The 22,273-nt window shown below is 62.9% G+C and carries 24 protein-coding genes; 4 read left to right on the top strand and 20 right to left on the bottom strand.

The features are described 5' to 3' along the window. Window positions 1-82 precede the first annotated feature (82 nt). The 19 genes from AC5P6X_RS10490 to AC5P6X_RS10400 all read right to left on the bottom strand — a co-directional run bounded on the left by AC5P6X_RS10490 (window position 83) and on the right by AC5P6X_RS10400 (window position 17,977). On the bottom strand, window positions 83-1,087 hold the full coding sequence (locus AC5P6X_RS10490; protein ID WP_012480631.1) for an XVIPCD domain-containing protein: 1,005 nt from the start codon (window positions 1,085-1,087) through the stop codon (window positions 83-85). A 57-nt stretch (window positions 1,088-1,144) separates the two neighbouring features. Then, the gene (locus tag AC5P6X_RS10485; protein WP_005410114.1) at window positions 1,145-1,681 is read right to left on the bottom strand and encodes a hypothetical protein; all 537 of its coding nucleotides are present in this window, start codon (window positions 1,679-1,681) and stop codon (window positions 1,145-1,147) included. Between the two features lie 316 nt (window positions 1,682-1,997). After that, window positions 1,998-2,522, bottom strand: a complete 525-nt coding sequence (locus tag AC5P6X_RS10480) for a DUF4189 domain-containing protein (protein ID WP_005410115.1) — start codon at window positions 2,520-2,522, stop codon at window positions 1,998-2,000. A 177-nt stretch (window positions 2,523-2,699) separates the two neighbouring features. Beyond that, on the bottom strand, window positions 2,700-2,873 hold the full coding sequence (locus AC5P6X_RS10475; protein ID WP_158230916.1) for a hypothetical protein: 174 nt from the start codon (window positions 2,871-2,873) through the stop codon (window positions 2,700-2,702). 179 nt (window positions 2,874-3,052) lie between these two features. After that, on the bottom strand, window positions 3,053-3,571 hold the full coding sequence (locus AC5P6X_RS10470; RefSeq protein WP_065427930.1) for a DUF4189 domain-containing protein: 519 nt from the start codon (window positions 3,569-3,571) through the stop codon (window positions 3,053-3,055). Between the two features lie 400 nt (window positions 3,572-3,971). After that, window positions 3,972-4,511, bottom strand: coding sequence for a DUF4189 domain-containing protein (locus AC5P6X_RS10465; RefSeq protein ID WP_099588514.1), 540 nt, complete (start codon window positions 4,509-4,511; stop codon window positions 3,972-3,974). A gap of 37 nt (window positions 4,512-4,548) precedes the next feature. Continuing rightward, window positions 4,549-5,691 carry a TrbL/VirB6 family protein gene (locus AC5P6X_RS10460; RefSeq protein ID WP_049449086.1) on the bottom strand — a complete coding sequence of 381 codons (1,143 nt, stop codon included), beginning with the start codon at window positions 5,689-5,691 and terminating at the stop codon, window positions 4,549-4,551. A gap of 74 nt (window positions 5,692-5,765) precedes the next feature. After that, window positions 5,766-6,566, bottom strand: a complete 801-nt coding sequence (locus tag AC5P6X_RS10455; protein ID WP_123958716.1) for a hypothetical protein — start codon at window positions 6,564-6,566, stop codon at window positions 5,766-5,768. Between the two features lie 51 nt (window positions 6,567-6,617). Next, window positions 6,618-9,065, bottom strand: a complete 2,448-nt coding sequence (locus AC5P6X_RS10450; RefSeq protein ID WP_049449084.1) for a VirB4 family type IV secretion/conjugal transfer ATPase — start codon at window positions 9,063-9,065, stop codon at window positions 6,618-6,620. 84 nt (window positions 9,066-9,149) lie between these two features. After that, the gene (locus AC5P6X_RS10445; protein ID WP_012480639.1) at window positions 9,150-9,458 is read right to left on the bottom strand and encodes a VirB3 family type IV secretion system protein; all 309 of its coding nucleotides are present in this window, start codon (window positions 9,456-9,458) and stop codon (window positions 9,150-9,152) included. Beyond that, window positions 9,451-9,870: a TrbC/VirB2 family protein gene (locus AC5P6X_RS10440; RefSeq protein WP_012480640.1), complete on the bottom strand. Its 420-nt coding sequence runs from the start codon at window positions 9,868-9,870 to the stop codon at window positions 9,451-9,453. Before AC5P6X_RS10440 ends, AC5P6X_RS10445 begins: the two co-directional genes overlap by 8 nt. A 73-nt stretch (window positions 9,871-9,943) precedes the next feature. Beyond that, entirely contained in the window at window positions 9,944-10,909 is a 966-nt protein-coding gene (locus AC5P6X_RS10435; protein ID WP_012480641.1) for a lytic transglycosylase domain-containing protein, read from the bottom strand. 3 nt (window positions 10,910-10,912) lie between these two features. Beyond that, window positions 10,913-11,956, bottom strand: coding sequence for a P-type DNA transfer ATPase VirB11 (gene virB11 / locus AC5P6X_RS10430; RefSeq protein ID WP_012480642.1), 1,044 nt, complete (start codon window positions 11,954-11,956; stop codon window positions 10,913-10,915). 14 nt (window positions 11,957-11,970) lie between these two features. Then, the gene (locus tag AC5P6X_RS10425) at window positions 11,971-13,224 is read right to left on the bottom strand and encodes a TrbI/VirB10 family protein (RefSeq protein ID WP_012480643.1); all 1,254 of its coding nucleotides are present in this window, start codon (window positions 13,222-13,224) and stop codon (window positions 11,971-11,973) included. Beyond that, window positions 13,221-14,000: a TrbG/VirB9 family P-type conjugative transfer protein gene (locus AC5P6X_RS10420; RefSeq protein ID WP_012480644.1), complete on the bottom strand. Its 780-nt coding sequence runs from the start codon at window positions 13,998-14,000 to the stop codon at window positions 13,221-13,223. The genes AC5P6X_RS10425 and AC5P6X_RS10420 overlap by 4 nt, the downstream gene beginning before the upstream one ends. Beyond that, window positions 13,997-15,043 (bottom strand): VirB8 family type IV secretion system protein, encoded by a 1,047-nt coding sequence (locus AC5P6X_RS10415; protein ID WP_012480645.1) that lies wholly within the window; start codon window positions 15,041-15,043, stop codon window positions 13,997-13,999. The genes AC5P6X_RS10420 and AC5P6X_RS10415 overlap by 4 nt, the downstream gene beginning before the upstream one ends. Before the next feature lie 89 nt (window positions 15,044-15,132). After that, on the bottom strand, window positions 15,133-15,579 hold the full coding sequence (locus AC5P6X_RS10410) for a hypothetical protein (RefSeq protein ID WP_329756849.1): 447 nt from the start codon (window positions 15,577-15,579) through the stop codon (window positions 15,133-15,135). A gap of 424 nt (window positions 15,580-16,003) precedes the next feature. Continuing rightward, window positions 16,004-17,683, bottom strand: a complete 1,680-nt coding sequence (locus tag AC5P6X_RS10405; RefSeq protein ID WP_049449080.1) for a type IV secretory system conjugative DNA transfer family protein — start codon at window positions 17,681-17,683, stop codon at window positions 16,004-16,006. A 36-nt stretch (window positions 17,684-17,719) separates the two neighbouring features. Beyond that, complete coding sequence (locus tag AC5P6X_RS10400; RefSeq protein WP_005410128.1) at window positions 17,720-17,977, bottom strand: hypothetical protein; 258 nt, start codon at window positions 17,975-17,977, stop codon at window positions 17,720-17,722. A gap of 130 nt (window positions 17,978-18,107) precedes the next feature. On the opposite strand from AC5P6X_RS10400, the gene AC5P6X_RS10395 reads away from it, so the two are divergent. Together AC5P6X_RS10395 and AC5P6X_RS10390 are read left to right on the top strand one after the other, a co-directional pair. After that, entirely contained in the window at window positions 18,108-18,527 is a 420-nt protein-coding gene (locus AC5P6X_RS10395; RefSeq protein WP_049449078.1) for an HD domain-containing protein, read from the top strand. Between the two features lie 125 nt (window positions 18,528-18,652). Continuing rightward, window positions 18,653-19,864 (top strand): MFS transporter, encoded by a 1,212-nt coding sequence (locus tag AC5P6X_RS10390; RefSeq protein WP_108270204.1) that lies wholly within the window; start codon window positions 18,653-18,655, stop codon window positions 19,862-19,864. Window positions 19,865-19,880: 16 nt separating this feature from the next. Here AC5P6X_RS10390 and AC5P6X_RS10385 read toward each other — a convergent pair whose 3' ends face one another. Continuing rightward, complete coding sequence (locus tag AC5P6X_RS10385; protein WP_005410131.1) at window positions 19,881-20,360, bottom strand: MerR family transcriptional regulator; 480 nt, start codon at window positions 20,358-20,360, stop codon at window positions 19,881-19,883. An 89-nt stretch (window positions 20,361-20,449) separates the two neighbouring features. Here AC5P6X_RS10385 and AC5P6X_RS10380 point away from each other — a divergent pair, with 89 nt between their 5' ends. Continuing rightward, window positions 20,450-21,688: an NADH:flavin oxidoreductase/NADH oxidase family protein gene (locus AC5P6X_RS10380; protein WP_088436596.1), complete on the top strand. Its 1,239-nt coding sequence runs from the start codon at window positions 20,450-20,452 to the stop codon at window positions 21,686-21,688. Between the two features lie 94 nt (window positions 21,689-21,782). Continuing rightward, window positions 21,783-22,259 (top strand): hypothetical protein, encoded by a 477-nt coding sequence (locus tag AC5P6X_RS10375; protein ID WP_005413845.1) that lies wholly within the window; start codon window positions 21,783-21,785, stop codon window positions 22,257-22,259. The last annotated feature ends 14 nt before the right edge of the window (window positions 22,260-22,273 follow it).

Below are 22,273 nucleotides of genomic sequence, written 5' to 3'. Positions count from 1 at the left end.
GTGGGTTTCCATGTCGGCGCCACAGGGCGCCACGCGTCGTACGCAAAACAACGGCGGGCACCCTGCCCGCCGGCACCAAGTGCTACAGGGATCGAGAACGCTGCTCCTGCTCGCGGGCGAGCGCGGCCGTCGGATCCTGCTGCGCAACGCTGGCCGCCAACTGCTGGCTGCTCTGCGCCAGTGACTGCTGGGAGGCCTGCTCCCGGTCAACAGACGCACGCAGCATGGCCGGATCACCCAGCGCGCCCTGCACTGCAAACAGCGTACGGCCGTCGTTGCCCGCCAGCAGATGATCGATGCGCGACAGGCCGGCCTTCTGCGCCCCCAGCGCCAATGCGCCAGCGGTATTGTCGAGCTCCTGTGCACTGCGCAGTCCACTTTGCGGCCCCATCTGCCGCAGGTGCTGGCGCGCATCCTCGAACAATGCGTTGCCGGGCTCACCGGCATGCGACATGTCGCGTGCAACGGTCTGCGCCGGCGCACCGACTTCGCCGCGATCCAGTCGCGCCATCACGTCCGGCGTCAACTTCTGCTGCCAGACCTCAAATCGCTGCCGGCGCGCCTCGATGCCATTGAGCGCGCCGTTGAGCGCATAAGTTGCTTCTCGCACATCATGGCGCGCCCCCTCCGGCACCCGTGTCTGCCACTGCCATACGGCAATACGGCCTGCGTGCTCGGGCTGCGCTGCCAGCTCCGGTTGATTCACCAGGTCCAGATCCAGCGCCTTGCCGGCACGCTCGTAATTCTCCTTGCCGACCAATGGCAGATAGCCGCGGCCGTGGTACTTCAGCGCGTCACCAGGCGCGTCGTTGCCCATGCGCCCGCCGTACATCAACTCAGCCAGGTTTTCCGGGCGACCACGCAGCGCTTCCTGGCGGGCGCTCTCCAACGCGGCGTTGCCATTGCGCCACGCAGCCTCCACCGGGATCTGCGAGATTCCCCGGGTGAAGTTGAAGCTCTCGTTGAGCCGGCTCAAGCCGCGCGACTCGTGCCCTGCCTGGGCCATGAAATTGGCCAGTTCAAGCGGGGAGTCGATGCCGGCTTTGGTCGCCTGTCGCAACAGCTGCGACTCTCTATCGGTCGACACAGTGCAACTCCTGAATCTTCATCAGCGCGGATTCCCTTCCGCCGGTTGGAGCTTGGCTCATGGAAGCGACACCTCGGCAACACTGGATGGGTCGAAGTCCTCGAACCTCACCCTGCCCAGCTCCGCCGCCGAGTAATCCCGGATGTTGGTCGCTTCGGTCTCGATATCCACGACCTTGCGTCTCACCCCGTCAACCCAGCAGGCCTTGTCCGCGGGCGCATAGCGGAACCGGTAGGTGCTGCTCCAGCGCTCGCGGCTACCGCCGTTGGTGATCACGCTGAAGGTGCCCTTCTCGACCATTGCATACGCAAAAGGGTCGCCGGCCAGGCCACCTCGGGTGGAACACGGCACCAGCTTGTCGTTGCGCGCGGCCAGCTGCCAGCGCCCGCGCCCATCACCGCGCAGCAACAGCAGCACCCGGTTTGGCCCGTGCTGGCCGGGCACCAGCCCTTCCGGCGTCGGCTGGTCGATGACCAGCAGCTGATACTCGATGCCATCGCCGTTGAGTTCGCCCCTTACGGCTTCCAGCAGGTTCGCACCGGACGGAACAAATGCCAGGGCATCGTCCATGTGTGCGCCAACCCTGTCTTCCATCCCCTCCCACTCCTTCAATGTGGTCATGCCGATACCCGCCTCCCTGCCCAGCCGGAACGCGTTCCGGCTTATCCGCGCCTGCGCGGACAGGATCATAGCCTTGCGTACGGCAAGACCGCGATGATGGCGAGCGTCACCCGACGCAGGGGCTGACAGCGTCCTCATTGGACGGAAGAACCCCTGGATTCGGCGGCACTGGCGCGTCATTTTCATGACGCGTGGGGAGCTTACCGCGAGGCGTTCTGCCGCGTCGAAGTGCGAGGAAATCGAAAAGCGGAATTGATCACAGAAAACGGGGCTTAGCGTGAATGGCGCCTTACCTAATGAACAGATCCGCCGTGCAGGCCGTTCTGGCGATCCCGCATTGTCCCTGCGGCAGCTGCTTCCATGCCGCCTTCGCGTTGCATTGCTGCATCGCGACAATGACCGCTCCCTGTTCGGACATGGCGGTGGCGACGCTGGTGGTTTCAGTGCCCAGGCCCGCGTGGGCGACCGCCACGCATTGCGCCTGGAACAGGGTCGCCAACGTACATTCGCCTTTCCCGAACTCCTTGCACTCCTTCATGGATGCACGCTTGGCCTTGCCCCGCGAGCGCATCGAGTTGCTGATGAAGGTGTCGCCGCGGGCATCCATCGCCACGCCACGCACGGTCTGCGCCCAGTTGGGGCGATTGTTGTACGGGGAGCCTGAGCTGCTCACCGGAATGGGCGCACAGCCCTGTACACCCTGGCCACCGATGGGATACATGCCCTGCGGGCAATTGCCTTCGGCAAGCGCGGTGAACGGCAGCAGGCCTGCAATCAGCAGGCACGGGAGAAAAGCGAGGTGGATTCGTTTCATGGGGAGACCCATTCCTTTGCTGCCCATTGTGAGGGGTGGGATGACCTGAGCGGACGATCGTTGCCCACTGTCGATGCTGGAGCCAAGAGAACAAACGGAGCTGCGCCCAAACACATGAAGCTTTCCGCCGCCATCGCGAGTTGCGCTGACTACCAGTCCGACAATCCGATCAACGGGTCAGAATGACTCATAGACCGGCTTCGTACAGTCCTCGTATGCAACCTGACACGCCCATCCACCGGTGTCGACGCACGACTGCTGGGCAAACTTCCGCGCTTCGGCGGCGTCCTCGGCGCTGGCCAGCAGGTCCGGGTTCGCGGGCAGTTCCCACTGCTCCAGGAACCGGGGCATACCCGCCAACCCCTTGATCGCCGATGGGTACTGGCCCGCAGGGCATTGGCCCTCCGCACAGGCGTTGCTGGCAACAAGTAATGCAGCAAACAGCAGAGCAGAAATTACGAAAGCTGAATCACCGCGCAAAGATCTGAAGTCGGCCCTTGCCTTGAATCTCCGTGTGATGTCACAACCGATCAGTCTTGCTGGAAGAAAGGCTTGGTACAGTCAGAATGGAAAACGGAGCAAGCCTGACTTCCCAAATCCTTGCAGTCCTTGGTTGCCCGCTCCTGCGCCTGTTCTTTCGTCGCCCCGGTGTTGAATCTCATGCCATTTTCCGGTCGTGCAGCCCGGACAACCGCATAGCACTGGTTGTAGTAGGTAAAAACGACTGTGCAGTCGGTAGCTCCGCCCTGCCGGCATCGTTCGACGGCTTGGCGCTCTGCCGAAGCCTTGGCCTGATGCCCAGTGGCGGAACCTGCATCTCCTCCAGGCGAGCTGGCGACAGCACCCCATGTCTTGACCCAGTACCCGGGATTCTCATCAGGCGCGCTCCGGCCTGCCCCAGGGATGGGAGCACAGCCGCCCACTCCCTGATCGCCGATCGGATACTGGCCCGGCGGGCAGCGGCCCTCGGCCACGACAGAATCGATGGGCGCGATGCCCAATAGCAGAACGAAAAGCCACAGACCTCCAAATAGATATCCTCTGCTCATTTCCACTCCACCGTCCTTGAAATCATCTGCCGTGTTTCACGCGATATCCAAAGGTCTCTGCGCAGACCTCTCGCAACGCTAGCCTCACAAACTGATTGCAACGACGCCGTAGTTTCCCTGGGCGGGAATCGCTATCAGCCTTGACGGAGGAAGGGCTTGGCGCCGTCAGATCGCTGGTTGTGGTAGCTGAAGACGACTCACTAAGACCACACTGCTCAAGCACTTGCCCTGCGGCGCCTACATCCTTTCCCCAATCGCGTAACGACCAGAAGATTGGCGACCTTTGGCCACAGCCCATATTGGAGCAAACAGAAGAAGTGGAGCTGCCCCAAGAAGCACAGAGCTTCTCGATGCCGTAGTGAGTTGCACTGGCTACCAGACCGTCAATCCGACCACCGGATCAGAACGACTCATAGACCGGCTTCGTACAGTCCTCATATACAACCTGACAGGCCTTCCCGCCAGTGTCGACGCACGACTGCTGGGCAAACTTCCGTGCCTCGGCAGAATTCTTGGCGCTGGCAAGACCGGCGCGGGAAGCTCCGTCCTGGCTATTGGGAACCAACCACGCAACGCACTGGTTCCTATACGAATAAATGACCCGGCAATCGGACGCACCGCGCCTGCCGCAGTCTGCCAAGGCCATCTGCTCCGCGTTTTCCTTGCTTAGCCGACCCGTTGCAACACCTGCGTCTGCTGTTGCGTCGGATGACGCAATCGCGCCCCACGTCTTATGCCACTGCCCTGCAGGCTCGGGCTGGCGAGCAGCGCCACCAGCACCTGGAATCGGTGCACAGCCGCCCACACCCTGATCACCTATCGGATATTGTCCGGGGGGACATCTGCCTTCCGCGCTTGCATTGTGGGGATAGGCAATACCCAAAAAGAGAACAAGACTCAATGCAAGCTGACCCACGGTGTGCAATGCGGAAAAGCCCATACGCTCCTCGAATTCAAAAGATGCCAGCGACGCCACATCAGTCACCGGATGCATTCCCTCGTGTGCCAGGGGTCTGAACCGGCGCCCCACGGCTACCATCGAGCCGCGGCATTGTTGCGCTGTGCTGTGTTTGACCGTGACTGCCGTCTGCGGAAGGCGCCGGCGGCGGAGCCGACATGCCCGGCGGACGACCATCGGCACTCGGCGAGGCACTTGCACCACCGCCTATCTGCGAATATGCCATGAAGGTGCCCAGGGTACCCTGGAAGAACATCGCTGCCATTGGGGGTGTAGTCAGGATCAACGCGGTGAGGATCAGGCCCATGCCTCCCTGCTGCATTGCCTGGCTGGTCATGCCGTCGGACATGCTTTCCTTGAGGATGAATTCCTGCACCAGCGCTGTGGTCCAGAAAGTGGCCGCCACACGTACCACCATGTCCAGTGCGATGGAAACCATCGCTGCAAGTACGGCCATGGAGAACATCGTGCCAATGCCGTAGAACAGCCAACGTTGGAACAACTGCTTGGTCTGGTCGAACAACAGGCAGAGGATGAACAGGGGGCCAAAGCCGATGAACAGCGCCATGGCGATTTCATACAGCATCAGCATCGCACCAGCGGTGATGGCTGGACCTGCGGTGCCCATGCCGATGAAGAACAGTGCCCGCTTCTTGTCCTCCAGCAGCTCCCCGTCATTCATGATCTGGATGGCGTCGATACTGGAAAGCGCCACCTGCATCCATGCCAGGCTCTTGTCGATCTGAGCTTCGGGTGACTCGTTCGAGCCTGTCACGACCTTCGTGATTTCTGCCTTGACGTCGTGGGTGAGGAAGCTCTGAAGGTTGGTGCCGAAAGCGCCCATCGTGGTGGCCGCGCTGACGATCAACGCCGCACGCGCCATATTGGTCACCAGCACCATCATTGAGTCCCGGCTGCGGCCGGTCACGATGCGGAAGCCCTGCACCAGCACCCACAGGGTCATGAGCGTGAGGGCGATGCCGCCGACCCACTGCATCATTTCCCCCATCATGTCGATGCCGAACTTGTTTATCTTGCTTCGCAGGAAGTCGAAGATGAACTTGAAGAACACGAAATCCCCGATCGATTGGACACGTGCAACGTGCCCCATCAAATCCTGGAATCCGCCATTGAAATCAAAATTGGCAATCGACCTGATCATTTCCGCAATCCCTTGATGTATCCCTACCGGACAACCTCGTGGAGCGGGTGCCTATGCACCTGCCCCAAGCGGCGTCAGTCGACGTGCAAAGCGCGTTCCAATGCGGCCGTCTTGACCAGCTGCGAGATGACGCCCGGCTTGCCCTTCAATGCCACGCGCGCCAGCACGCGCTGATTGGCCATCATTGACTCCTGATAGGCGTCGTAGGACCGCATGCGCGCCTCCCACTCCTGCTGCAGCTTGGAAATATCGTTTGCCGTACGCAGGGAGTCACTGTTCACGGCCGAAAGAGTTCCCGCAAGATTGCCATCGGCGCCGCCTCGCCAGCCCATGATCTCAGACAACGACGCGTTGATGCTGGGAATGGTCTTCTCGATGAAATCCACCGTCTCGTTGCGCTTCCGGTTTTCCATCATCTGGATGTTGACGCACAGCTGCTGCTGCTGCGCGTAGAGATCACCGGAGGTATCCAGCACAAACTTCTTCAGCAGGCTGCCAGCGCTGAAGCCCGCCGACGTACGGCAGAGGTCGGCGACCATATAGTCGTCTGGAACCCGCTCCAATGTGGCGCCTGGCGGCAAGCCGAAGTTGTTGATCATGCCCTGGATCTGGACAAGCGCATTTTGGTACTCCTGGAACGTCCTTCTCCACCGAGTTACCTGAGCCGCGTACTCCAGCCCGTCAGCCTTCATTTGCGCCTTCCCTTGGGCAAAGTCCTTCAGTGCCTGCATGAGATTACTGAGGTCGAAGACAGGGTAACCACCGGCCGAAACCGACGTGGTGGAGAACATGACCATGCTCCCCAGCAGGATGGCTGCCAGGCGCTTCTGACGCAGACCGCGGTGGCGCTTGTGATTTCGGGATGTCATGCTCATGTTCTTCTCCAGGGGAATGGATTTCATTCGGCGCTGTCTGATCCAGGGCTTTCAAGCCGCATCGGTTTCGGCAGAGGCCTTGGCTTTACCAGAGCCCTTTCGGTTCTTGTAGAAGTCCTCCAGCCACTGTTCCGGCGTGAGTTCGTCCACGGTGATCCGATTGCGGACTGCAGCCCTCTGCAGCACCCGATGCATGATGTCGATGTTGTCGGTCGAGGCCGAGATCACCGACAGGATGTCGTCCATGCCACGCAGGTTGAGCTGGCAGACACTGGAAGCATGACCCTGCTTGACCAGGAAGCAGCGCGAGCGCTCGTCCAGTGCCGTGACCACCTTGAACTCCGCCTCGGTCAACTTCAGGCCGTCCATGTAGTCGCTCTTGCTGGCGTTCGGGTTCGGCAGCAGGATGAGCGTGGCGGTCTGCTCGATCAGGGCAGCGGAGATATCACTCTTCAGCGCGTCTTCCGGGCTCTGCGTGGCGAAGATGCCCAGGCCGTTCTGCTTACGGATGGTCTTCTGCTTGTTCTTCGCGAACTCCTTCAGGCCACCCTCGCCGTCCAGGATCTTCCAGAATTCGTCCATTACATAGATCAGCGGTCGACCGTCGATCAGCGATTCCAGGCGGTGCAGCAGGTAATTGATGACCGGCACGCGCACTTCGGGATTGTCGATGATGTCGGTGTAGTCGAAGCCGATGATGTTGGCCTTGCTCAGATCCACCGTATCGATCGGATTGTCGAAGACCCAACCCAGCGAATTGCCCGAAGTCCAACGGCGCATGCGCGCATAGAGGCCGTCGTCGCCCATGTTGGGCAGGCTCTTCTGGAAGTTGGTCATGCTGCGCAGATGCATCGGCGTATCGAGCATGCTCTCCACCGCACGGTAGATGTCCTCTTCCTCGCGGGCGCTGTACTCGCGCTTGCCGGCCAGCACCTTGATCAGGTCGGCCAGGAACTGCACGTTCGCTTCGTTGTTCTCGCACTGGAACGGGTTGAAGCCGGTCGGCGCACCGTTCTCCAGGGCCAGATAATTGCCACCGCAGGCACGCACGAAGATCTCCGCACCACGGTCCTTGTCGAAGAAGAAGATGGTCGGTGACGGCTCATACTTCTGAACCTGGCTGAGCAGGAAGTTGATCAGCGCGGTCTTGCCGGTACCGGACTTGCCGATCACCATGGTGTTGGCGATCGCCTTCTCACCCAGCGAATTCTCGGATGGATGGGTGGCATGGAAATTGAAGTAGTACGGCTGGCCGTTGGTGGTCTGCAGCGTGGTCACGCAGTCGCCCCACGGGTTGTTGTGCTGCTTGCCGGTGGCGAAGTTGTGCAGCGGCGACAGGCCGAGGAAATTCAGCGAGCTGACGTTGGCCAGCCGCGTGCGGAAGCGCCAGTTGGCCGGCAGCTGCGAATAGAACGACGAGGTGACTGCCAGATCCTCCTTGGTCGACACGAAACCGGCGTTGGACAGCTCGGCACGGGTCGAGGCCACGTTCTGCGACAGCTTCGCCTGGCTGTCGCCATACACCGCGATGATGAAGTGGTATTCGCCCAGCACGAAGTTGCCTGACGACAGATGATCCATCGCCTGGTCGAGTTCGACGATCTGACTGACCGCCTTGTCGCCCGACGAGATCATCATGCCCTTGGTCCGGTCCAGCACCTTCAATGCGTCCTGGCGCCCCATCGGGCTGAACGAATGGGTGATGACGTACTCGTAGTCCAGATACTTCAGACCATTGAGGATGCCCGGATAGGTCCCCTCGGCATATTCCTTGATATTCAGGATCGCGCCGAAATGATTGACGCCATTGGGCGTATTGATCACGAAATCGCCGGTCTTGGCCGAGAACATATGACGGCTGACCGGAAGATAGTCTTTCACAGGCGCCGACAGCACCGGTACCGGCTCATCGATGCGGTTGATCAGGTAGCCGAACAGCTCAAGCGTTTCGGAAAACACCACGCCGTTCTTGGCTTCGTACATACCGAGCCGGTAAGGCGCGTAGTCGCGGATCACAGCCTCGACGTTGCCGGCGAGCTCCATCAGCTTCTCGACGGCCTGCTCCTGCTCGGCGCGCAGCTTGTCCACGTTCGCGGACTTCTCCACGAAGCGCTTTCCCGCCACCACCGGGCGATAGATCATCGTCAGGTACAGCTCGTTCTGCATGATGCGCTGGGAGGACAGCATGCCCATGTACTGGTCGGACACATCCTGGTTGAAGCGCTGCTTGTAGTAGCTCTTTCCCTTCAGGGTGCGACGGCGCCGGATGTCATGCACCCAGAAGGCAACGTTGACGAAATCCGGTGCGCGCAGCGTCTGCAGCAACCGGTTGAAGGTGTTGTGCCGATGCTCAAGCTCCCATTCTTCGCGCCCCACGAACGGCAGCCCTTCCAGGTGCCACGTCAACAGGTAGTCGCCGCCCGTGGTCTTCACCACATTCGGAGCCACGTGCGACGACAAGGGGATGAATTCGCTGATGGAGGTATCTGGGTTGAACATACGACTGCTTCCAAAAGGTACTGCCGACAAAGATGCGGAGTTGGCCAGGCGGGCGCTCAACGCCCGCTTGGCCGGATCCAGCCCTCAATCCCTGGGGGCTGGCTTGTTGCGGTAGTGATTCGGGTTGAACACCCACATGCCATCATGCTCCTGCACGTTGCGCACCTTGAGCTTGAACATCAGGCGCAGGCCCAGCAGGCGGAAGATCATCTCGTCACGCTTGGCCATCTGCCGCATGATGAAAATGGCCACCGGGATGGTCAGCAGAAACCAGAAGTTCGTGTACATGCTCAGCAGCAACAACCCACCCGCCACCATGAAAAATGGCAGGTAGGGAACGCCCAGGAACATCGCTGGGCGCGTGCATCCCCGGAACAGGACGTTCTTATGCACTGTAGTACTGGACGGCGTGCTTGATCATTTCAAACGCCATGCCAGCGCCGTCGCCACCACCGACCTTTTCGCAGCTGCCAGCCTCCTTGCCGAGCAGCATGCGCGCGATCTGGCCTGCCGCGCCGATCAGCACACCGCCGATGAGGATCGGGGCCACGTCACCGATGCGCTTGTGGGCAAACGCAATCTGGTAACCGGCGAAGATCACGGCGATCGTGACCACGGCGATCGAGGCCATGTTCAGCAGACCGTTGATGTTGGAGAAGAAGCCGCAGACCTTGCCATCGGTACCACCGAAGTCAGTGCCGGCCAGGGCCTGCGGAGCGAACACAGCACCGGCGAATGCGACGGCCATCAGCATGGTCTTCAGCGTGCGCTGGGCCTGGACGAGGTCGAGATTGAATCGCTTCATGGATTGATTTCCTTGTTGATGGACTAACACAACTGAATCGACCAGCCGGGGGACCGGTCGCACCACGACTTCGTCAGAACACGAAGGCCGCATCCCCTGCGGGAATCTGCTGCACCGGCGCACGGGGCGCCGGTGCGTTGTAGAAATTCTGGGTGTCCGCTGCTGGCGCGTTACGCTCATTCCACGGGCGCAGCATCACCGGCGCGTTCGCGCCGGCAGCCATCCCGGGAAGCTGTTGCGGCATGGCTGCCCCGCCCTGCGCCGCACCAGGCTGCTGATACGGCTGCGGAGCCTGCTGCGGCATGTCGTTTCCACGCTGTGCCTGTGGCTGCATCATTCGATCGACCGAGCCCAGCACCACGCGCGATACCGCCTGGTCGGCGATGTTCAGCAGGCTGCCGCGGGCCATCGCACCGGTGGATGGGTAAACGGTGTAGGCCCGGGCCGGGTCATTGGACGGCACGTACACCGGCGCACTGGCCTGGGCGACGATGCGTGCCTGGGCCGGCGAGGCCGTCTGCGGATGATGTTCGACCCTGACCACCCGACGCTCGCCGCGGCTGACCACGTCAATCGGCGCGACGCCGTTGCTTGCGACCTGCTGACCGCGGCGGATCGAGTCGTAGATCTTCTGCACGTACCCGTGACGGAAGCCGGTCTCGAAGTTGCCCGAGTAGTAGCAGCTGAACGACTTGCCCCAGTCACCACCGGAGCGCTTGTAGCAGTCGGCGAGGATGCGCGAACCAGCCTGCAGGTTCGGGCACTGCTGGAAGGCCTTCTCGTAGGAATCCAGCCCGTACTTGCCCAGGTTGTAGCGGTTGACCTGAGCCAGGCCAATGGAGAAGTTGTAGCCCTTCTCCTCCAGCATGCGAACGGTGGCCAGCGCCTCGTCGAGGGCCTTGGGCTGGCGCACCAGGGCGCCGCCGACCACGCCGATGGCATAGGGGTTGCGCGACGATTCCACGTTGATGACGTGCTGCATCACGTCCATCGAGACGGCCATTTCCGGGCACGCCATCATTTCCAGTCCTGGCAGCATTGGTCAGCCCTCCTGCCCCTGGGCACGCCCAGGATTGAAGTCGATGCCGGTGATGTAGCGCGAGCCGGCATGCGCCTTGATATGCACGACGATGTCGATGGTCATCATCAACAGTCGCTTGATCACGTTGAACTCCAGGCCCGAACCCTCGGCCGAGGCCTTCACCATCAGCGCCAGCTGATCCCAGGTCTGCTCCGGGCTACCGGCATGGCAACTGGTGATCGAGCCCGGGTGGCCCGATGCGCAGTTGCGGATGAAGTAGAACGCCTCGTCACCGCGCAGCTCGGCCAGGATGATGCGTTCTGGCTTCATGCGCAGGCAGGCTTCCATGCAACTCTTTGCGCTGACATTGCTGGTGCTCTGCCCGCCCTTGGAGTACAGCAGGTGCACCACATTGGGTTGGGTCAGAAACAGCTCGCGTGCGTCCTCGATCGTGACCAGGCGCTCGTTGTCCGGGATATGATTGACCAGCGCTTTCATGAAGGTGGTCTTGCCGCTACCGGTCGCACCGGAGACCACGATGTTCTTGCGGTACATCACCGCACGACGGAAGAACTCTGCGTACTCGCGCTGCTGGCGCAGTTCCAGCAGCTCGCGGTCCTGCTCGCTCAGACTGCCATCCTGTTCCAGGATCTGGTTGAAGAAACCATCCTCGTGGTACTGGGTGAGCGACTTGGTGTGCTTGGACGGCAGGCGGATCGTGATCGAAACCTTGCCGGCATCACAGGCAGGTGGAATCACGAACTGCGCACGCTGGCCGGTGGGGAACGTGAGCGACACCACCGGATCGGCATCGGTGATGCGCTGGCCGGTGTTGCTTTCGTTCACTACGGCGGTGCAGAACTGCCGGGCCCGCTCGAAGGTCAGGCCCGGCACGTCCACCCGCTGCCACCCGGCCCGGGTTTCCAGGTACAGCTCACCGGGACGGTTGATGCAGATTTCCGTCACTTCCGGGGATGTCATGTACTCGGCGATGCCCAGCACTTCGTACTGATAGCGCAGGAAATCGCTGGAAACGAGGGCGAGGGGTGACACTTCGGCGTCCATGGTTGTTCTTCGGGTTACCGGCGCGGGTTGAGCACGTTGGTGAAGTCAACGTCCTTGGCGACGTAGACGTTCACGATGGTGCCCTGGTTGATGGTGACAGTCGGCGGGCGATTCGAACTGGTGAGGGCTTCGTTGGCGAGACGCTCCATCGTGCGCGCGGTGGCGCTTTCATAGGGCGAACGAACGGCGAAACCATTGCTGGAAACCGTCGTCGACTCTGGGCCATGTTCGGCTGCGGCGTACTTGAAGGCGTCGGCGATCAGGCTGATCATCAACGCCGACGCAATGCGACTACCCCAGTGCGCGCTGTACTGGCCAGGATGACCGGCACCACCCAGCTGATCCACGCCCGGGCTGGACATGGCCACGTCGATGCCATTGGGCGTGGTGATGCGATCCCAGATCACTTCCACGCGCTTGCCCTTGGGACCGCCACCGTACGCACCATAGATCTTGGACCCCTTGGGCAGCAGCAGGCTGCGGCCGTTGATCGAGTAGACCGGCTCGGTCAACAGGCACGACGTATAACCTGCAAGATCGGTGATGATGCGGGTCTCGAGTACACAACGCAGATAGGTGCCACGCACCAGCAGCGCGTCGGGGCTCCGGATGTAGGAAGCATTGGACACATCCTCCACATCAGGCCCGCGGCGCACCTTGGCCGGCGGAGCATTGCCGTTCTGCGCCTGCAGCGCAGCCAACGTGGCCTGCATGTAGGGATCGTCGTTGTCCCCTGCTGCGGCCTGGCCGCCAGCGTCGCCCGTGCCCACGCCTGCGCCACCACTACCGGCAATGCGGCGATCCAGCAGACTCGGGCCACGCTCGACCTCGCGCTCGGGTTCGGCACGAGGAATGAACGTCGGGCCCATCGTTTCCTGCGGCGGTGGCGGCAGCATCGGAATGGGCTCGGCGGCTTCCCGGGCAGCCTCGCGAATCGCGGAGGGTGCAATGATCGGCAGGTCGGGGGTGCTCGAACGTGCAACCTGCGGCGGCGCCTTGGCTTCTTCAGCGTCTTCCTTGCCCTTGCGCAGCAGCAGGAAGCCCATGGCCAGCAACAACACCAGGATGCCGCCGAGGAACAACAGCGCCTTGCGGTTCAAGCGCTGCTCTTCCGCAGAGCGAAGCTGTGGGGCACTGGCATCCAGATCCGGCGCCGCCTCTGCCTGCGCGTGCCCGTAGTAAGGGTTCGCCGATGGCTCCTGAGCCGCAGGCCCCTGTCCGTACGGAGACGGATTCGGATCGTTTTCGGGAGTGTTCTGCTGGCTCATTTCTTCACGTTCCTTCGCAGGCCGACGACGAAGTCGCCGTGGCGGATGACCAGGTACGGGTACGTCCCGTGCACGATCAGCGTATTGCCCTCAACCGTGGTGTTGACCACGAAATCCTCGCCATACTCCTTCTCGCGACCGAATACGGCCGGGAAGATACCGGTCTTGTACTCGGGCGAGTTGGGCAGTTTCAGATAGGTGAAACGGCCATCGTCGTAGGCGTTGACCGGGACCAGCCATCCCATCTTCTTGGCCTTGCTGGTCGAATAGGAGTAGTTGAAGTTGTATTGGCGATCCTTGGCCAGCTCGGTACTGAGCAGCGGCTGCGCCTCCTCCTCGACCGCCGACTGGGCAGGGCCGAACACAGTGTCATTCGGATAGACGAATGCGATCTTGTACTGCACGCCGGCGCGACGGGCCTGCTCAAGCTGGCGCCAGTCGGTGGCAACGACCTTCAGCTCGAAAATGTACGAATGGGTCTCGGTACGCACCATCATGTTGGTGTCGACGTCGACGTTCTTCGGCTTGAGATAGAACACGTTCTCGCGACGGGTGAGTTCCCAGCCGCTGCTGAAGCCGGTGCTGTAGTCGAGGATCTTCTCGTTCGGACTCAGCTCGATCTGGGTGGTGAGGCCCAGGCCGGTGCGAACCGGGTAGATGCGGTCCTTCTCATACTCGTAGTGGTCAACTGCCTGTGCCATCGCCGCGCTGGAAAACACCAGCGACAGCAACGACAGCAGCGCCCACGCGCTTCCCCTGATTTTTCGACTACTCATCGGTTGCTTGCTCCATCAGCATTTCCGGTGGAATGGTTCGGTGCCGGCATCATTGCCGGCTGTCCCGGCGCGCCCTGCCCCGGCATCGGCTGCCCCTGGACCGGCTGCCCCTGCATGGGCGCACCCTGCATCGGCTGCATCTGCCCATTGGCCGGCACTGCGACAGGCTGACCGGTGGCGGGATCGATCATGGTGGCAGCGGCCGGATTGTTCGGAACGTACATGCCCTGCGCCTGCTGCGCGGCGAGCTGTGCCTGTTGCGCGGCATCCTGGGCCTGCTGCTGCATGGCACCGTCATCCGGCACGGGCACCCCGCGCGCATAGTCGTTGTCGACACGGTACTCCGTGACCTGGAACGCCAATGGGTTGAGCACGCGGTCCTGTTCGGAGAGCGCCAGATTCTGGTTGTACTGGAAGCGCATGGTGACCAGCTGGTTGTCCAGATAGGTCGACACACCGCTGCGCTTGTCGAGCAGGCTGCGCTGGATGCGCACGGACGCGCCACGGAAGCTGCCGTTCGCCTGCACGCCCAGCGGGGTGATGCTGAGGATCTTGACCCTGATCGCCTTGCCCCGGCCGTACATCACGAACGGATTCTGCGGATTGTTGCTGGCATAGCGCTGCTTCATGCTTGCGGCCACGGCATCACTGGACATGACGAACACCAGCTCCCAGTCGCGCAACCCCATCACCGCGGAGTCGTACGACTCGCGCGCCAGCACGTACTGGGCGACATTGCTGCGGTTGACCGCTTCGTTGGTGGTGATCGTCTCGCCCTGGAACGTGCCCCTCAGGCGCGCCACCGTAGCGGTACCCGTGTAGGCATCGGCCATCACCAGGAACGGCACCTTCTCCTTCAGCGGCAGCATGTAGTAGTAGCCGCCAGCCAGTGCCAGCGACATCAGCAATGAGCCGGTGGCGACCCACCAGGCACGGCGCTCACTGCGACGCGCCATGTCGGCCACGGTGATCTCGTAGCTGACCGCCTTGGCGACCGACTGCTCGACCTTGGGACTATTGCCGGGATCCTTCTTGCGGAACATGGATTCTTCCGTACTGCTGAAACATCAATGGGCGTGGCACCCCTGCGACAGGCGCGGGGAGCGGCACGTTCGATGATTTCGAGGTGGACTCAGGTGCCGCTGTTGGAATCAGCGCCCTGTGCCGACGCGGTCGGCGTCGAGCCAGCGCTCTGCACAACGATCTGGTTGCCAACGATGGAGACGGAGATGCCCTGCGCTGCATAGGCCGCCGTCAGATCGATCACGGCCTGCTGAGCGTTGGTGGTATCGATGTTGGAGACCGCGCCGTACAGGGTGAAGTCCGAGCTCAGGCGGTAATCCAGCGTGCGTCCGGAATCCTTGGCCCAGCGCTCGAGCATGGCTTTGAGCGTGCCATCCATCGGCGAGGCCTGGTAGACGTAACTGGAGTACAGCGGGATCTCGGTGGTTGCCGCAGCAAAGCGGTTCACCGGCTTCCAGCGGCCTCCGAAATCCGGAGCGGACTTGGTGGCGCAACCGGCCACCATCAACGCCGCCACTGCGGCGATGGACATTTTCGCGATAAACGCCCGATTCATACGGGCTTCACTTTGACGTACGAAAAAGCAGTCCCGAGCATTGGTCCCCTGGTCGTCCGGCGCTGCGTCGCGCACGCCGGAATCGGAGCGACGCACTGACTGGCAGCACACCCACTCCGGCTCCCCTGCAGCCAACGGCTGCCAACCAAGTCGCGGGGCCGCCAGACACTGCCGGCGACACACCCGCATACCTCACCAACGTCGAAACCATCCATGTTTCATGGCACAAACTCCTGGCCACCCTGCTCTACAACATCTGCCATCCATCACACATTTCTGAACGGCATGCACAGGGTCGCACAACCACGCGTCAATTCCATGTCAGACAAGTCTGAAAATCTATGAACAAATGCCGAATTCTTGACTCAACTCACGTTTTCACGTCAGTGAATATGAATCTACGTCACAAATTTAACGACGTGAATTAGACGTTAAGCATGGGAACGTCGACTTTCGGCAGCAGCCGCGAGGTGAAGTAGCGATCCTTGTAGTAGCGGATCTTGTCGCATTTCACCGGATGCGGTATGCCCTCGTACAGGAACACTTCCTTGTCCGGCCCCATCGCCTTCAGCTCCTGCGGCAGCATCAGTGCCCGCCGCTCCTCGGTGAAGCTGTGGGTCTTCTCGCGGGCGTGCGTGACGTTCTTCTTGCGGATGGTGGTGTAGCCCAGCATGTCCGAATAGTCGTTGGCGTCCTGCTGCTCGCGCGGCGCGTACAGGATCTGCAGCGCGTGGTTGGTGATGATCGTGCGCGAGACTTCCCGGCCGTAGGTGGCGTCGAGCTGGGACATGCTCTGGATGATCGGCAGCAGGCGGATGTTGTAACCGGCCATGTAGGACACCGCCGAGGCGATGATCTCGACCTTGCCGATCGAGGTGAATTCGTCCATCAGCAGCAGGCACTGGTACTTCAGGTCCGGGTTGGACTTGGGCAGTTCCTTGGTGTTGAGGTTGATCAGCTGGCTGAAGAACAGGTTGATGATCAGCCGGCTCTCGGCCAGCTTGTTCGGCTGGATGCCGATGTAGATGGTCATCTTCTTCTTGCGCACGTCGGTCAGCAGGAAGTCGTTGCTGCTGGTGGCCTTGTCCAGCACCGGGTTGATCCAGGGATTGAGCGGTTCCTTGAAGGTGCCCAGGATCGAGGCGAACGTCTCGTCGGCCTGGGACAGCATGTTGGCGAACGCCGAACGCGCGTTGCCACTGAGGAACGAACGCTCCGACAAGGCCTTGAGGTACTTCTTCAGATCGGTGCCATCGCCGGATGACAACCGGTAGACAGAACCCAGCGTCGGCGTGCCCGAGCCGCCCGGGAAGCCACTGCTGCGCTCGTCGTCCCAGTTTTCGAACAGATACAGGGTGAAGGCCATGAACGCGTTGCGCGCCTGGCTGACCCAGAACTTCTGGTCCTCGGCGCCGTCCGGATACAGCATCGCGGCGATGCTCATCAGGTCCGACACCCGGAATGCCGGATCATCGGAGACATAGCTGAGCGGGTTCCAGCGGTGCGTGCGCCGATCCTCGGCGAAGGGATTGAACAGGTAGATCTCCTGGCCCTGGCTGGCGCGCCAGCCGCTGGTCAGGTCGAAGTTCTCCTGCTTGATGTCCAGCACCACCAGCGATTCGCCGTATTCCAGCAGGTTCGGGATGACCACGCCCACGCCCTTGCCTGAACGGGTGGGTGCCGCAAGAATCACGAACTGCTGGCCATCCAGCCGCACCAGTTTGCCGCCATGGCTGCCGACCACGATGCTCTGGCCGGTCTTCTTGAACATGCCATGCCTGGACAGGTCGGCGCCGGTGGCGAAGCGCGCGTCGCCATGCAGCGAGCGCTTGTCCTTCTTCAGCAGCAGCACCAGACCGGTCACCAGCAGGACCAGCAGCGGCAAGCCGAAGCCCACGTAGCCGGCCCACTTGATCTTGCCCACGAACGGCGCAACCTGCGGTTGGCCGATGGCGTGGTAGTACTGGTAGTACGTGTTCCAGGTGAACAGCTTGGTGTCCAACCCCAGGAACAACAGGGCCAGGTAGCCGGAAAACACGAAACCAAGCAGCAGGGTCGCCAGCGTGACGATGGCGATGAGCAGATACTTCTTACTGGGCAACACCCGAATCCTCCATGATGCGCACGAGGGCGCGACGGCCTAGCGGCGGCGCCAGCGCGACGCCTTCTTCCGCAGGTTGTTTTCGTTCTCCAGCCCGGGCTCTTCGCCCTCTTCACGCACCCGCTGCAACAGCAGTTGGCGCGCTTCGGCCAGTGATACCAGGTCGGTCAGACGATCCCCATCGTCGGCGACGACCGCATGGCCGACCACATCGCCCGGAGCGTACACCGGCTCGTAGGACACTGCTACCAGCTGATAGCGGCCACGGGTTTCCAGCACATGCCTGAATTCCTGCATCGCATTCCTCCTTGTCGGGGCAACACTGCGTCCCCTGCCCCGCCATGATGCCCATCGCAGTGTCATCGGCGTATGCACAAGCGCTACGGTTTCTGCGCGAAACTGTCTGCGGATATCCAAGGAGATTGCAATGGACTGGGTAGCACTTGCACGCACGCTGGCCACCGAGGCCCACACGGGCCAGACGGACAAGGCCGGCCAGCCTTACATCTGCCATGTGGCGCGGGTGGCGGCCGCGGTGCGCGGCGACGATGACGCCGAAGTGGTGGCCTGGCTGCATGACGTAGCCGAAGACTGCCCGGCGTTTGCCGCACGGATCGAGGTCTTTCCCGCCCCGCTGCGCGAGGCGGTGCACCTGCTCAACCGCGACGCGGCCCCCGACGCGGACAGCTACTACGCGCGCATTGCCGCCCACCCGCTGGCACTAAAGGTGAAGCAGGCCGATCTGGATGACAACGCCGATCCGCAGCGCCTGGCGATGCTCGACGCGGCGACGGCCGGGCGCCTGCGCGGCAAGTATGCGCACGCCCGGGCAGCGCTGGGCCTCTGATCGCGCCGCGCGATGGCGGGTGGGCGAACGTGTCACCGATCAAACGCTGATTTACCCTGAGTGCTGCTGCCCTTGTTGCGGTGCAGCAGTACAATGACCGGCTCCCCGCCCCCATCGCGCCCCGCATGAGCCCCAACTCTTCCCTGGCTGCGCGGCTGACGCCCCGTCAGCGCACCCTGATCATCCTTGCCCTGTCGCTGGGCGGCTTCGCCATCGGCACCAGTGAATTCGCCAGCATGGGCCTGATGCTGGAGATCAGCCGCGGCCTGTCGATTTCCGAAACCCAGGTCGGCCACCTGATCAGCGCCTACGCCATCGGCGTGGTCGTCGGCGCCCCGATCCTCGCCTTCGTCGGCGCCAGCTTCCCTCGCCGCAAGCTGCTGCTGGCACTGATGGGCTTCTATGCCGTCGGCAACCTGGCCAGCGCACTGGCACCGAACTACGGCACGATGCTCATTGCGCGTTTCGTCGCCGGCCTGCCGCATGGCGCCTACTTCGGCGTGGCGATGCTGGTGGCCGCCGCGATCAGCCCGGCCGGCCAGCGCGGCCAGGCGATGTCGCGCGTGTTGCTGGGCCTGTCGATCGCGATCCTGGTCGGCAATCCGCTGACCACCTGGCTGGGCCAGCAGCTGAGCTGGCGCACCGCCTTTGCCCTGGTCAGCGCGCTGGCCATCGCCACCGTGGCGATGATCGCGCGCTTCCTGCTGCCGGACCCGGACGAGGTCCGTACCTCGCCGATGCGCGAACTGCGCGCCTTCAACACCACCCAGGTGTGGCTGGCGCTGGCGATCGGCGCCGTTGGCTTCGCCGGCATGTTCTGTGTGTTCACCTACCTGGCACCGACCCTGGTGCAGGTCACCGGCGTGGCCGAATCGTGGATGCCGCTGGCGGTGGGCGTGTTCGGCATCGGCGCGATCATCGGCAACATCGCCGGTGGCTGGCTGGTCGACAAGTTCCACTTCAAGGCCGCCGCCGTGGTGCTGCTGTGGTCGATCGTGATGCTGCTGCTGTATCCGCTGGCCGCGCAGTCGGTGTGGACGATCGGTCCGATGATCATTACCGTCGGCACCATGGGCGCGCTGGCGGCAGTGCTGCAGACGCGCCTGATGGACGTGGCCGGCGAAGCACAGACCCTGGCCGCCGCCTCCAACCATGCCGCCTTCAATACCGCCAATGCGCTGGGGCCGTGGCTGGGCGGCATGGCGATCAGTGCCGGCTTCAGCCCGGCCAGCACCGGCTATGTCGGTGCCGCCACCGCCATCGGCGGCCTGCTGCTGTGGTGCGTGGCGGTGATGCTGGACAAGAAGCGCAAGACAGCCGGCGTGGGCAGTCACTGACCTTCGCGCCGGATCGTCAGCTGCTGCCCGCGCGGCGGCGGCGATCCGGCCGCAGCAACGCCGTATCGCCGGCCGCAAGTGTCGGGCGCGCCAGCTCACCGCGCTTGACGCGCTCCAGCACCCGCCGCGAGTTGGCCGCGCAGTCGATGCCCTCCGGCCGCGCCTGGATGTCCTCGATCAGGGCCAGCAGGTGCGCCCGGCTCTCTGCCAGCCGCAACTGCAGCGCCTCGATGTCGGCCACCTTCTGCTGCAGCATCGAGATCAATGCGTCGTGCTGCCACTGGCCCATGTCCGGTGGCAGCAAGGCGCGTATCTCCTCCAGGCTGAAGCCGGCGCGCTGCGCACCGGTAATCAGCTCCAGCAGCAGCACCGCCTGCTCCGGGTAGTCGCGGTAGCCGTTGGCCTGCCGCTGGACGACCAGCAACCCTGCCTCCTCATAGAAGCGGATGCGTGACGCCGCCAGGCCCGTGCGGCGGGCCAGCTCACCGATCTTCATCTGCCTGAATCCTCGACATCGGAACCCATTGACCTTCAATAAAGCTTGAAGGTTAGCGTAGCGCCATTCCCCTGTCCTGGAGCTGTCCCATGTCGCTGTTCTCGCCCCTGGCGCTGCCTTCCGGCGCCCTCATCCGCAACCGCATCGCCAAGGCGGCGATGGAGGAGAACATGGCCGACGCCGACCACGCCCCCTCCGAAGCGCTGCTGCAGTTGTACCAGCGCTGGGCCGACGGCGGCGCCGGACTGATCATCACCGGCAACGTGATGGTTGATGGCCGCGCCATGACCGGCCCCGGCGGCGTGGTGCTGGAGGACGATCGCCACCTGGAGCGTTTCATCGCCTGGGCCGACGCCGCGCGCTCGCGCGGGGTGCAGATGTGGATGCAGATCAACCACCCCGGGCGGCAGATGCCGGCCGCGCTCGGCCAGCCGGCATTGGCTCCTTCGGCGGTCCCCTTGGACATGGGCGCACTGTCCAAACAGTTCGCGCCGCCGCGGGCGATGACCGAGGCGGATATTGAAGACGTGATCGCCCGCTTCATCCGCAGTGCCGAGCTGGCCGAGCGCGCCGGTTTCAGCGGCGTGGAGATCCATGCCGCGCACGGCTACCTGCTCAGCCAGTTCCTGTCGCCGCTGTCGAACCGCCGCGATGACCGCTGGGGTGGCAGCCTGCAGAACCGTGCACGCCTGCTGCTGGAGATCGTGCAGGGTGTGCGCGCGGCGGTGGCGCCCACGTTCGTGGTGGCGGTGAAGCTCAACTCCGCCGACTTCCAGCGGGGTGGCTTCTCGCCCGAGGACGCGCGCGACGTGGTCGAGATGCTGGCGCCCCTCGGCGTGGATCTGGTCGAACTGTCTGGCGGCAGCTATGAAGCACCGGCCATGACCGGCGCCGCACGCGACCAGCGCAGCGTGGCCCGCGAAGCGTACTTCCTCGAATTCGCGCGCGAGATCGCCACGGTGGCAACGATGCCGCTGATGGTCACCGGCGGCATCCGCCGCCGAGAAGTGGCAGAGCAGGTGCTGGCCAGCGGCGTGGCCATGATCGGCATCGCCACGGCGCTGGCGATCAAGCCGGATCTGCCGCAGCACTGGCAGCAGGGCCGCGATCCGGTGCCGACACTGCGCAACATCAACTGGCGCAGCAAGCCGCTGGCGGCCAGTGCGCACATGGCCGCAGTGAAGTATCAGCTGGGCCGGTTGAGCCGGCACCGCCCCACCGCACCCACGATTTCACCGGTATGGGCCCTGCTGCTGGCACAGGCGGCCGCAAAGTGTCGGACCCGCCGCTACCGGCGCTGGATCGGCGCCCGCGCCCTCGCACACTGAGCCGCGCGGTCTTCTCATCGCCGCAGCGATGCTCCACCATCTGCAGGATCGGCGGCAGTTCCGCCGCCGGTCGCAGCATGGAGACGGAACCCACGTGGCAGCAGGATCGACCAGGAACCGGGAGAAGCTGCTCGATGACCTGCTCTCGCTGGGCCGTAACTGGGCGCTGGCGATCGCCATCGCAGGTGCCGGGGCAGCAGTTCACTACAGCGAGTCGGTGTACGAAGCAGGACTCTGGCGAGGCCTGCTGCCTACCATCTGCTTCCTGGTCGCGATCATCTGGATCGTGCTCAGCATCATCCGCTTCGACCTGACCCTCCAGCAGCACTTCGAGCGCAAGCGCACGCGCTGGCTCAGCCGCCTGCTCTATGTCGTGCTGCTGGGTACCGGCATCACCGCCGTGTTCTTCGTGACCGAACTGGCGTCCAACAACCACATCGCAAGGATGTGCGACGCCGTGGCCAACGAACCGGCCAGCCGGATCCACCGGTCCGCCGAGTGCCAGCGCCTGTACCAGCATCGGGCGGCGTACCGGCAGCGGTTGGAATCGGCCGAGGGCGAGTTCGACTGAGCAGATGCATGGGC

It is taken from the genome of Stenotrophomonas sp. YJH_SMC_40 (genome assembly GCF_059368615.1).
Note: the sequence above shows the minus strand (reverse complement) of the source record. Positions and strands in the feature narration are given on the sequence as shown.